This window comes from Hydrogenophaga sp. (genome assembly GCF_965657535.1).
GTDB lineage: Bacteria > Pseudomonadota > Gammaproteobacteria > Burkholderiales > Burkholderiaceae_C > Hydrogenophaga.
The window spans coordinates 526,800-538,782 of sequence record NZ_CBFHOP010000001.1 but is presented as its reverse complement, the minus strand read 5'-3'; the positions used below and the strand labels follow the sequence as shown (position 1 = coordinate 538,782).

Annotated in this window: 11 protein-coding genes; 9 read left to right on the top strand and 2 right to left on the bottom strand. The window is 62.8% G+C overall.

What is annotated here, in order from left to right:
* On the bottom strand, nt 1–451 hold a 451-nt coding region (locus tag ACTG4K_RS02615), incomplete at its 3' end, for an IS110 family transposase (RefSeq protein WP_439112640.1).
* Nucleotides 452–965: 514 nt separating this feature from the next.
* On the opposite strand from ACTG4K_RS02615, the gene ACTG4K_RS02610 reads away from it, so the two are divergent.
* Together ACTG4K_RS02610 and ACTG4K_RS02605 are read left to right on the top strand one after the other, a co-directional pair.
* Nucleotides 966–3,743 (top strand): PAS domain S-box protein, encoded by a 2,778-nt coding sequence (locus tag ACTG4K_RS02610; protein WP_439112639.1) that lies wholly within the window; start codon nt 966–968, stop codon nt 3,741–3,743.
* Nucleotides 3,740–4,231, top strand: a complete 492-nt coding sequence (locus ACTG4K_RS02605) for a response regulator (RefSeq protein ID WP_439112638.1) — start codon at nt 3,740–3,742, stop codon at nt 4,229–4,231. The genes ACTG4K_RS02610 and ACTG4K_RS02605 overlap by 4 nt, the downstream gene beginning before the upstream one ends.
* Before the next feature lie 435 nt (nt 4,232–4,666).
* Here the strand turns inward: ACTG4K_RS02605 and ACTG4K_RS02600 are convergent, their stop codons facing one another.
* A complete protein-coding gene (locus ACTG4K_RS02600; RefSeq protein WP_439112637.1) occupies nt 4,667–5,182 on the bottom strand; it encodes a MarR family winged helix-turn-helix transcriptional regulator in 516 nt (171 codons plus the stop codon).
* Nucleotides 5,183–5,291: 109 nt separating this feature from the next.
* On the opposite strand from ACTG4K_RS02600, the gene ACTG4K_RS02595 reads away from it, so the two are divergent.
* From ACTG4K_RS02595 to ACTG4K_RS02565, 7 genes are all read left to right on the top strand, one after another.
* Nucleotides 5,292–6,497: a 3-hydroxybenzoate 6-monooxygenase gene (locus ACTG4K_RS02595; RefSeq protein WP_439112636.1), complete on the top strand. Its 1,206-nt coding sequence runs from the start codon at nt 5,292–5,294 to the stop codon at nt 6,495–6,497.
* Nucleotides 6,498–6,519: 22 nt separating this feature from the next.
* Nucleotides 6,520–7,557 (top strand): cupin domain-containing protein, encoded by a 1,038-nt coding sequence (locus ACTG4K_RS02590; protein ID WP_439112635.1) that lies wholly within the window; start codon nt 6,520–6,522, stop codon nt 7,555–7,557.
* Nucleotides 7,558–7,688: 131 nt separating this feature from the next.
* The gene (locus ACTG4K_RS02585; RefSeq protein ID WP_439112634.1) at nt 7,689–8,390 is read left to right on the top strand and encodes a fumarylacetoacetate hydrolase family protein; all 702 of its coding nucleotides are present in this window, start codon (nt 7,689–7,691) and stop codon (nt 8,388–8,390) included.
* Nucleotides 8,387–9,028 (top strand): maleylacetoacetate isomerase, encoded by a 642-nt coding sequence (gene maiA, locus ACTG4K_RS02580; protein WP_439112633.1) that lies wholly within the window; start codon nt 8,387–8,389, stop codon nt 9,026–9,028. The genes ACTG4K_RS02585 and maiA overlap by 4 nt, the downstream gene beginning before the upstream one ends.
* Nucleotides 9,029–9,124: 96 nt before the next feature.
* Complete coding sequence (locus ACTG4K_RS02575; RefSeq protein WP_439112632.1) at nt 9,125–10,108, top strand: TRAP transporter substrate-binding protein; 984 nt, start codon at nt 9,125–9,127, stop codon at nt 10,106–10,108.
* Between the two features lie 83 nt (nt 10,109–10,191).
* Nucleotides 10,192–10,698 carry a TRAP transporter small permease gene (locus tag ACTG4K_RS02570; RefSeq protein ID WP_439112631.1) on the top strand — a complete coding sequence of 169 codons (507 nt, stop codon included), beginning with the start codon at nt 10,192–10,194 and terminating at the stop codon, nt 10,696–10,698.
* Nucleotides 10,695–11,972 carry a TRAP transporter large permease gene (locus ACTG4K_RS02565; RefSeq protein WP_439112630.1) on the top strand — a complete coding sequence of 426 codons (1,278 nt, stop codon included), beginning with the start codon at nt 10,695–10,697 and terminating at the stop codon, nt 11,970–11,972. Before ACTG4K_RS02570 ends, ACTG4K_RS02565 begins: the two co-directional genes overlap by 4 nt.
* Nucleotides 11,973–11,983 lie beyond the last annotated feature (11 nt).

The window sequence follows — 11,983 nt, the reverse complement described above, 5'->3', positions numbered from 1 at the left end:
CGAACTCGGCCAGGAGGCCGCGCAGCGCATTGGTTTGCATGATGCGCACCTTCATGAGTTGGCGGCGCATGCCATGAAGTGCCATACAAGCTTGCTGTCGTTCCGTCTTGACGGGCACCGGCTTGATGTGTGGCTGCTGCGCCGCCACCCAGATCGCTTGTGCATCCATTGCGTCGGTCTTGTCACGAAGCAAGAACGCTTTGACATGTTGGGCCGGCAACAGCTTGACCTGGTGCCCCAAGGAGCGGATGGTTCGCGCCCAGAAGTGGGATGAACCACATGCTTCCATCGCGACCAAGCTCGGTTCGCACTTGGCGAAGAACTCGGTGAGCCTGGCGCGCTTGATTTGTCGGCGTTGAATCTCGCCGGTCTCCACATCGACGATGTGCAACTGAAAAACTGACTTGGCCAGATCCAAACCAATGACTGGCAATGTTGCTGTAGATTGCATGGCGGGGCCTCCAGATTGGGTGGTTGCAAGAACCCCCACTTTGGCACTCTGATGCCGTTTCTGCGAGGCCCCACCCCTATCAGGATGGCAGTCTCACTTCATCAGCGCTGTAGGTGGGCGGACCATGCCATCTCCGGGGCGGTTCATGTCGGTTGGAGTGGCATCACTACTGTGCCTGCGCGGGCGGGCGCCCCACAACCCGAACTGTTGCTACCCTGAACGCCCCGAATGAAATAAAAGGCGCCATTTCCCTGGTCGGGCGCGCGTTCTCGATCCATTGTTTTTGACCTATTATCAAAGTAGGGGTACAAACACTTGGCAGCTTTTTTCACGCTGTTCCGCGCTGATCCGCGCTGATCCTTTTCAATTTGCGACTTCATGCGTTTGAAATCCTGTACCACCAACTTCCAATTGCCGGGAGCACCTTGACGCTCAAGTCAGGTCGGTTTGTCGCGGCATCGCTGGCTTGGTGCAGTCCGATGCCTTGGTCTGAGCTTGGCCAGGAGGGATCGCAATGCGCCTGAGCGCCTACTGTTTGCAGGTCTTTTTTTTGCTGGCCTTAGTGGCGGCAAGTGCTGCGCAGGCTGCGCCGCGCTTGGTCCGGGTGGGCGTTTACGAAAACCCGCCCAAGCTGCTGGCCGGCCCGCAAGGTCAGCCCAGCGGCATTCTGGGTGACTTGCTGCTCGAAGTGGCCCAGGGCGAGACTTGGACGCTGGAACCCGTGCCCTGTGAGTGGGAGCGCTGTCTGCAGCTGCTCGAGGACGGTGCAATCGACCTGATGCCGGACGTGGCCTACAACGAATCGCGGGCGCAGCGCTTTGACTTCCATCGCGTACCCGCACTGGCCAGCTGGTCTCAGGTGTATCGGGGGCCCGGGGTGGAGCTGCAGTCGGTGCTCGACCTGGAGGGCAAACGCCTGGCCGTCCTGGACGGCTCGGTCCAGCAGGAGCATCTGGCGGGCCTGCTGGCCAGCTTCGGGCTGCGCGCCGAGCTGGTGCCGGTGAAATCCTTTGAGGAAGCTTTCAGCAGAGTGGCTTCCGGCGAGGCCGATGCGTTGGCCGCCAACCACTTTTCAGGCGGAGGTGTGGCGAGCCGCCACGGACTGTCGCCCACGAGCCTGGTGTTCCTGCCCAGCAAGCTGTACTTCGCCACCAAGAAGGGTCGCAACGATGACCTCCTGGCCGCCATCGATGCCCGGCTGGATGCCTGGCAAGCCGATTCGGGTTCTGTTTACTTTCAGGCCCTGACGCGCTGGGGCATGCAGAGCGCGCCACCGCGGGTGCCGCCCGCCTTCTGGTGGGGCCTGGCGGTGGTGCTGGGGTTGCTTGCACTGGCGCTGGGTTTTCTGGCTCTGCTGCGGCGCGAAGTGGCGCGCCAGACGCTCGCCTTGCGCGGCAGCGAAGAACGGTTTCGCAACCTGGCTGAAAACTCAGCCGACTGGATCTGGGAGCACGATCTGCATGGCCGCCACACCTACAGCAATCCAGGTGTCACGGCAATCCTGGGCTATCGGGTTGAGCAGTTTCTGGCGATCGACGCTGCGACACTGGTTCATCCTGATGACCTCGCCTTGTTTGGCAGCACCCATCAAAAATCCCGTATGAATCGGACCGGCTGGCGCGGCGTCGTCATTCGTTGGCGCCACCAGGACGGTACCTACCGGGTGCTGGAATCCAACGCCCAACCGGTTCTAGATGCCATGGGCGACTTGCAGGGGTTCCAGGGGGTTGACCGCGATATCACCGAGCGCGTGCAGGCCGAGCAGGAACGCCAGCGACTGGCCGCCATTCTGGAAGCCACCAGCGACATCGTCGGCATGGCCGATCCTGAAGGTCATCTCACTTACCTGAATGGACCGGGGCGGGCGATGCTGGGCATTGATGCCACAGGCCCCTTGCCGGAGGTGATCTCGGGTGTGCACCCCCAGTGGGCCAACGACATCGTTCTGAACGAAGGTCTGCAGACGGCGATCCGGGACGGCCGCTGGTCGGGGGAGACGGCGGTCCTCGGTTCGGATGGCGAGGAGATCCCGGTGGCGCAGCTCATCCTCAGCCACAAAGACCCACAGGGAAAGTTGCTGTTCCTTTCTACCATCATGCGCGACGTCCGCGCCAGCCGCACGGCCGAGCGGGCGCTGCGCGAAAGCGAAGAGCGCCTGCGCATGGCCCTGGCCGCCGCCAGCCAGGGCCTGTACGACTTGGACCTAAGCACCGGTACCGCGAAGGTGAGTTCGGAGTACGCCACCATGCTGGGTTACGACCCGGCCACCTTCGAAGAAAACAGTCTGGCGTGGCGCGACCGCATGCACCCGGATGACCAGCCCGCAGTCTCTCGGATCTTTGACGATTACGTGGCGGGTCGCCTGCCCGAATACCGGGTCGAGTTCCGCCAGCGAACACGGTCGGGCGGCTGGAAGTGGATACTCTCGCTGGGCCGGATTCAGGAGCGCGCGGTCGACGGCCGCCCGTTGCGCATGCTGGGCACGCACACCGATATCGATGCAATCAAGGTGGCAGAGGCTGCCCTGCGGGAACTCAACGCCACCCTTGAAGTCCGCGTCGCCGAACGCACCGCTGAGCTCATGGCGGCGAACCAAGAACTGGAGACGTTTGCCTATGCGGTTTCGCACGACCTGCGAGCTCCACTGCGCGCGATGAACGGCTTCTCCATGGCACTACAGGAGGATCATGCCGCCTCCTTGTCCACTGAGGCAAAGGTCTTCCTTGAGCAAATCGTCCTGGCTGGTCGAAAGATGACCGATCTGGTTGAGGGTTTGTTGACGCTTGCACGCAGCACACGCGGCGATTTACGGGTTGACTGTGTCGACGTGTCAGGACTGGCACAACGTCATCTGGGCGAACTGGCAACGGCGGAGCCGGCGCGTTTCGTGTCGGTCGAAGTCGAGCAAGGCCTGACGCTACAGGGCGATGAGCGCATGATTTCCTGTGTGCTGGACAACCTGCTCGACAACGCGTGGAAGTACACCGGTGCTACGGCGCAGCCGATGATTCGTGTACGGGCATGCGCTGTTGACGGACTGCATGGTTTCTGTATTTCGGACAACGGTGCTGGCTTCGACATGGCCCACGCCGCTCGACTGTTCAAAGCCTTTCAGCGGCTGCACCGTCAAGACGAGTTTCCAGGCATTGGGATTGGTCTGGCAACGGTTCAGCGCATCGTGCAGCGCCATGGAGGCCAGATCAGCGCGCATGGTGAGCCGGGCCATGGCGCTACGTTTTCAGTTGTATTTCCGGCCAAGCCCGATCAACGGGAGGCAGAGTCCCCAACATGAACATGAACATGAACATGAACATGAACATGAACATGAACATGAAGACCATCTTGCTTGTAGAAGACAACCCGCAGGACGAGATGCTTACCTTGCGCGCGCTGAAAAAGGCCCATCTCGCCAACCGCATCGACGTGGCGCGCGACGGCCAGCAAGCACTGGACTACCTTTTCCGTGTCAACGAATTTGCCGGCCGCGACGGCCCCGATCTTCCCGCTGTGGTGCTACTGGATATCAGCTTGCCTCGGCTGTCGGGCCTGGAGGTGCTCGAACGCCTGCGCGCCGACGCCCGAACCGAGTTGCTGCCCGTCGTGATGCTGACCTCTTCGGACGAGCAGAAGGACCGCCTCAAGAGCTACGAGAACGGCTGCAACAGCTTTGTGCAGAAGCCGGTGGACTTTGCGGAGTTTGTAGAGACCGTGGCGCGCCTAGGCGTCTACTGGCTTGCGACCAATGATCCTCCGCCGGCCCGGCCAGTCCAACGCGGATAGTTTGGTGTCAGATGGCGTTGATGACAGCACTGAAGAAGTGCTGTAGCAGCTGACTGTGAGGCAGCAAACTGGGGCCAATGCCCTCAGCCGTTTTTTACGAGAACCCACCGCGAACAACGTCTTTAGATAAGACTTGTGTGACACCTGCCCAGCCGCACAAGCGGTCGAGCACCCTCACTGCTGTCGGGCAGGTGTTGCATAAGCCTTAACTTGACCCGCCACTGAAGTGCTAGCGAGCTCCGGCTGTTCAAAATTGCCAAAAGCAAGACAGCACGACCGCATGTGGATCGATGAGGCATGAAAACTTCAGCTCATTCCGAAAGTTGGTCGGTAACAAAAAACCAGGGTCTTGAAATCCATCCCTCACTGCCGATTTCAGACTAAAAAGGCCAGACTGACTTTGAATTACTCATCTGGTCCAATGAAATCAAGGACTTAGGCATCTCTTCCCAGACTGACTTTTTTGTCTGTATTCATGACGGTGACCTCACTCGGTGCGCGGCTGAGTTCGTTGTTTTGTGTCACCAGTTGCTGCAGCAGCGCCATGAACGTGTGGCGCTGGCTTTCGGTGAGCGGCGCCAATATTTGCTCTTGCGCCCGAAGCATCACCGGCACCGCTTCACGCAGGGCTTGTTCGCCCGACAGGGTGAGCGTGAGCTGACGCGCGCGCCGGTCTTCGGTGGATGTCTTGCGTTCCAGCCAGCCGCGGGCTTCAAGCCGGTCGACCACGCCACCGGTGGTGGAGGCATCCAGGGCGATGTTGCGTGCCAGCGTGCGCTGGTCAATGCCGGGCTGGTTGCCAACCGTCTGCAGTGCGGCGTACTGTACGGGTGTGATGCCCAGGTCGCCCGCTTCCTGCAAAAAGACGCCCACCGAAATTTGGTGCAGCCGGCGAATGGCGTGGCCGGGTTGCAGGTCGATGTCTATGCTGGCGGTTTGGGCTTTTTTCATGGTGGGCAGAGATCAGGGTTAACCCGTACTTTTCAACGCTTCATGTTAGCATTACACTTATGATAAGCATACTGATGATATGTATGCAATGTTTATAACGGAGAGCCTGATGAGCAACGTACAGTCCGAACTTCCCGTCCTGGTCGCCGGTGGTGGCATTGGTGGCCTGGCCGCCGCCCTCGCCCTGGTGCGCCAGGGTTTCAAGGTCCAGGTGTTTGAGCAGGCGCCCGAAATCGGTGAGATTGGTGCGGGCATCCAGTTGGGTCCCAACGCTTTCCACGCATTTGACGCGCTGGGTGTGGGCGACAAGGCACGCGGCCGTGCCGTGTACACCGACTACATGGTCATGCACGACGCCCTCGACGAAACCCAGGTGGGCAAGATCGAGACCGGCGAGGCTTTCCGGGCGCGCTTTGGCAACCCCTATGCTGTGATCCACCGCGTGGACGTGCACAAGTCTTTGCTGGAAGGCGCAGTGGAAACTGGGCAGGTGGCGTTCTTCACCAACACCCACATCAACAAGGTGGAGCAGGACGAAGCGAGCAAGACCGTGACGGCGATTGACCAGAACGGCAAGCGCTGGCTCGGCCAGGCGCTGATTGGTGCGGATGGTGGCAAGTCGGTGGTGCGTGCGCAGTATGTGAACGACCCGCCACGCGTGACCGGCCACGTGGTGTACCGCGCGGTGGTGGACAAAGCCGACTTCCCCGAAGACCTGCGCTGGAACGCTGCCAGCCTCTGGGCTGGCCCCAAATGCCACCTGGTGCACTACCCGCTGCGCGGCGGTGAGCAATACAACGTGGTGGTGACCTTCCACAGCCGCCAGCAAGAGACCTGGGGCGTGACGGACGGCAGCAAGGAAGAAGTGGAAAGCTACTTCCAAGGCATTGCACCCAAGGCCCGCCAACTCATCGAACTGCCCAAGACCTGGAAGCGCTGGGCCACCGCCGACCGCGAGCCCATCGACACCTGGGTGTTTGGCCGCGCCACCCTGCTGGGCGACGCCGCCCACCCCACCACGCAATACATGGCGCAGGGCGCATGCATGGCGATGGAAGACGCGGTGACGCTGGGCGAAGCCCTGCGCGTGAACGACAACGACTGGGAAAAGGCGCTGCCGCTGTACCAGCAGAGCCGTGTGACCCGCACGGCGCGCATTGTGCTGAGCGGCCGCGAAATGGGCCGGCTGTACCACGCCGCGGGCGTTGAGCGCCTGGTACGCAACAGCCTGTGGAAGGGTCGCACGCAAGAGCGTTTTTACGACGCGATCGAGTGGCTGTATGGCTGGAACGTCAAAAACTGTTTGAACAATTGAATCCCTATTTTTGGAGAATCCCATGAGCCACGAACTCGGACGACTCGAAGATCTGCCGCAGGACTACCGCGACGACCTGAAGGCGCTGAACCTGGTGCCGCTGTGGCCCAGCCTGCGCGCCGTGCTGCCGCCGGGCACGCCCACGCGCGCCACGCAGGCCACCCACTGGCCCTACGCCACGCTCAAGCCGCTGCTGCTCAAAGCCGGCGAGCTGACCCCGATTGAAAAAGCCGAGCGCCGCGTGCTGGTGCTGGCCAACCCCGGCCACGGCCTGGAGAACATGAAGGCCAGCCCGGCCATGTACCTGGGCATGCAGCTGCTGCTGCCCGGCGAGTGGGCGCCCAGCCACAAGCACACGCCCAACGCGGTGCGCATGATTGTGGAAGGCGAAGGCGCCTACACCACGGTGGACGGTGAGAAGTGCCCGATGAGCCGAGGTGACCTGATCTTGACGCCCACCGGCCTGTGGCACGAACACGGCCACGACGGCACCGACCCGGTGGTGTGGCTCGACGTGCTCGACCTGCCGCTGGTGTATTACATGGAGGCCAGCTACCACATCAACGGCGAGCGCCAGACCGTGAAGCAGGGCAGCGGCGACCGCGCCTGGACCCGCGCAGGCGTGGTGCCGACCCAGGTGTTCAACCGCAGCGACAAGCGTTACCCCATGCTGCGCTACCCCTGGGTGGACACGCGCGCCGCGCTGGTGAACATGGCCGCCAACGAGCCGGCACTGGACTGTGTGCAGGTGACCTATGTGAACCCCGAAACCGGCACCGATGCCGAGAACATCCTGGGCTTCTATGCGCTGATGCTCAAGCCCGGCCAGACGCTCACGCTGCCTGCACGTTCGCCGTCGCAGGTGTTCCACCTGATCGAAGGCGGTGTGGACGTGTCCACCTGCGGCAAGACCTTTGGCTTGGTCGAAGCCGACACCTGCTGCGCACCCGGCTACGAGCCGGTGACGCTGAAGAACCGCTCGGCCGACCAGGCGGCGTTTGTGTTCATCGCTGACGAATCGCCGCTGCACCGCAAGCTGGGTGTGTACGAGGTCCGTTGACCACCCCCGTGCTTGTTCGCTTCGCATAACCGCTCCGCCCCTCAAGGGGCAACACCTGCGGCCTGGCAAAGCCAGTCCCGCGGTGCTCCCGGTTTGATACATCTCACGCCGACAACCTTTCTCCTTTCACCATGACCCAATACCTCTTCACCCCACCAGCCGTTCAGTCCGTTGCCATCCAGGGCAAAGCCGAGCAATTTCCCATCAACCGCCTGTTCTTTGTCGGCCGCAACTACCACGCGCACGCCGTTGAAATGGGCAAGCCGGTAGACAAGTCGGTCGAGCGGCCGTTCTATTTCACCAAGGCGCCGCAGACGCTCACACCGTCCGGTTCGACCGTGGCCTACCCGCCCGAGACCAAGAACTACCACTTTGAAATGGAGCTGGTGGTGGCCATCGGCAAGGCCGGTTTCCGCGTGAAGGCCGAAGACGCACACACCGTGATCTACGGCTACGCTGCCGGTCTGGACATGACGCGGCGCGACCTGCAGCTGGTGGCGCGCGACAAGGGCCGCCCCTGGGATCTGGGCAAGGACGTGGAGCAGTCGTCGGTGTGTTCCGAGATCGTGCCCATGGAAGGCGTGGTGATCGAGCAAGGTGCGATTGCGCTGGAAGTCAACGGCGAGACCAAGCAGTCGTCCGACGTGAACAAGCTGATCTGGAACATCCGCGAAATCATCGCCGACCTATCGTTGTTCTACCACCTGCAGCCCGGCGACCTGATCTACACCGGCACGCCCGAAGGCGTGGGCGCGGTAGTGGCGGGTGACCAAATCACTGGCCGCGTGGCCGGCGTGGCCGACGTGGCACTGACCGTGGGCCCGGCCGAATGAAGCTCTACAACTTCTGGCGCAGCGGCACCTCGCACCGCCTGCGCATTGCACTCAATCTCAAGGGCCTGAGCGCCGATTACCTGGCGGTGCACCTGGGCAAAGAAGAGCATCTGAAAGACGCTTTCAAAGCGGTGAACCCGCAGATGCTGGTGCCCGCGCTGGAACTCGACAACGGCGAGGTGCTGATCCAGTCGCCCGCCATCATCGAGTGGCTGGAAGAAACGCACCCCACGCCGGCGCTGCTGCCCGCCGGGGCCAGCGATCGGGCGCGCGTGCGTGCGCTCGCGGCCATCGTGGGTTGCGACATCCACCCCATCAACAACCGCCGTATTCTGGAAGCGCTGCGCAAACAGTTCAACGCGGACGAAGCCACCGTGAACGCCTGGTGCGCCACCTGGATTGGCGCTGGTTTTGACGCCTACGAGGCCCTGCTGGCGGCCGACACGGCGCGGGGCGCGTTCAGCTTTGGCCACGCGCCCACCGTGGCCGACGTGTACCTGATCCCCCAGGTGGAAAGCGCGCGCCGCTTCAAGGTGGACCTGGCGCGCTGGCCGCTCATCAGCGCCATCGACCAGGCCTGCAACGGCCTCGACGCCTTCAAGCGCGCGGCCCCAGCTGCGCAACCCGACGCGGCCTGAGGCCCTTTCAGCCGCCCGTTTCCACCGTCCTCTTCTAACCCGCAAAGGCTTCGGCGCCAGACGCGCTGAGGCCGCTGCTTTGTCCAAGGATCTCCCATGAAACCCATGACATTCACCCAGACCCTGCGCGGCCTCGCGGCCGCTTTCGCGTTCACCGCCGTGGCCAGCGGCGTCAGCGCCCAGACCCTGAAGCTCGGCCACATCACGCCGCCCACGCACGTGTGGCACCAGGTGTCTGAAAAGATCGCCACCGACCTGGAAAAAGCCTCGGGCGGCAAAATGAAAGTGGCTGTGAGCCCGCTGCAAAAGCTGGGCAACGAAGCCCAGATGATCAACCTGATGCAGGCCGGTGCGCAGCAGCTCGGCGTGTTCACGGTGGGCGGCCTGTCCAACCGCGAAGAGTCCTTCCTGGCCTGGTCGCTGCCCTATGTGTTCAAAGACGTGGCCCACGCGACCCGCGCCGCCAGCACGCCCGCCGCCAAGGAAATGCTCAAGCGCCTGGACCAGCACGGCCTGGTGGGCCTGGGCTACACCTTTGCGGGTATGCGCCATGTGCTGTCGCTGCAGCCGGTGGCCTCGGCCAAAGACCTGGCCAACAAGAAAGTGCGCTCGTTCCCCAGCCCGATCTACAACGACTGGTGGAATGCCAACGGCGCCGCGCCCACCGCCATGCCACTGTCAGAAGTGGCGCCGTCGCTCACCACCAAGCTGCTTGACGCGGTGGACGTGGACCTGGACGCGCTGGTGGGCCTGAAGTTTCACCAGCAGGCGCCCAATCTCACGCTGACCAACCACATGGCCTTTCCGGCTGTGATCGTGGTGTCCAAAAAGTGGCTGGCCACGCGCAGCGACGCCGAGCGCGCCATGCTGACCAAGGTGGTGGCCGATGCCGAGCAGTGGGGCTTCAAGACCGCCATCGACGCCGACGCCAGCAACCTGGTGAAAGCCAAGGCCGACGGCGCCAAGGTGGTCAACGCCGACATCGCTTCGTTCCAGAAAGTGGCCGGACCGATCCGCGACAAGTACACCGCCAAAAACCCGCTGATTGCGGACTTCTACAAGCAGGCCAAGGGTCTGTAAACCGGCCCGCTCCGGCCACCGTACCGCAGACAGCGCCCATCAGGGCCCTGTCTGCTTTTGACCATCTGAACCCAAGACCGAGCATGCCCCTTTACGCCCCCATACAAACCCTGGACCGCTGGCTGATGCAGCTGGAACGCGGCGCGGTGATCGCGCTGACGGCGGGCATTGCCGGCATCATGATGACGCAGGTGGTGATGCGCTATTTCTTCAGCGCACCGATCTTCTGGGCTGAAGAAATTTCGGTGCAGCTGCTGGTGTTCGTCACGCTGTTTGGCCTGTCGCTGCTGGTGCAGAGTGGGCAGCTGGTGAGCATCGACTTCTTGCCCGCCGCCCTGCCCGAACGCGCCCGCCATGCCCTGATGGCCACGCTGGGCACGGTGCTGCTGGCGCTGCTGCTGTTCCTGGCGGTGCTGGGCTGGGAATGGGTCAACCGACCCGAGGTGCGCATGGAACTGGGTGCCACCACCCAGCTGCCGCGCTGGTACAACTATTCGGCGCTGCCGCTGGCCATGGCCTTCATGGCCTTTCACCAGTTCGCTGGCATCTTGCGCCACGCGCGCGCCCTGTTCAAAGGAGCCGCCGCATGATCACCCTGATCGTCTTCTTTGGCCTGCTGTTTGCCGGCCTGCCCATCGTGGGCGCCATCCTGGCGGGCGCGCTGGCCTTCATGGCCACGAACGACCTGGCGGTGCTGTACGACTCGGTGCCGATCCAGTTTTATGGCGCGCTGGAAATCAACAGCCTGCTGGCGATTCCGCTGTTTTTGCTGGTAGGCGAGATCATGAACAAGGCCGGCCTCACACAACGCCTGATTGCCGTGGCCGAGGTGCTGGTGGGCAAACTGAAGGGCGGCCTGGCCTATGCCAACCTGTTCACCAACGCCATGGCCGCGTCCATCCTGGGCTCGGCGGTGGCGCAGATCGGCGTCATGAGCAAGGTAATGATTCCGGCCATGGAGCGCATGGGCTACAACCGCGCGTTTTCTGGCGCGGTCACGGTGACGTCGGGCCTGCTGGGCCCCATCATCCCGCCCTCCATGCTGATGATCATTTACGGTGTGGTGGCCGTGCAGCCGATTGCACCGCTGTTCATCGCCGGCATCGTGCCCGGCCTGCTGATCGTGGCGGCACTAGCGCTGGTGATCTTTCTGCACGGTGTGTTCGGCGCCGGCCTGCCTTCGGGCGAAAAAAGCGGCCGCTCAAAGTCGGTCAAGGTGTTGCTCGAAGGCTTGGTGCCCGCCGTGATTCCGGTGGTGGTCATCGCCGGCATCATGCTCGGCGTGATGACGCCCACCGAGTCGGGCGCGGTGGCGGCCATCATCGCACTGGCGCTCGGCTTCGTGTACCGCGAAATCAAGCTGCGCGACCTGGGCGGTATTTTGCTGGGCGTGGCCACCAACACCGCCACCATCACCGGCCTGATTGCGGCCGCCTCGGTGCTCAGCTGGGTGCTGGCCTTTCAAGGTGTGCCCGACATGGTGGTGACCTACATGCAGGGCCTGACCCAGTCGCCCTTCGTGTTCCTGCTGCTGGTGATCGCGATGCTGATGGTGCTGGGCATGTTCCTGGAAAGCATCAGCGTGCTGATCGTGGTGGTACCGCTGCTGATGCCGGTGGTGAACACGCTGGGCATCGACCCGATCCACTTCGGCGTGGTGTGCACGGTGGCCACCGTCATTGGCCTGGTGACGCCACCGGTGGGTCCAGGGCTGTACATCGCCATGGTGCAGGCCAATATCCGCATGGTCCCCCTGTTCAAAGCCACGGTGCCATTTTTGCTGGCGGTGCTGCTGACGCTGGTGCTGATTGCAGCGGTGCCGGAGCTGTCCACCTGGCTGCCGGCGGTCACAGCCGGGCGGTAAGCCCTGGCGGA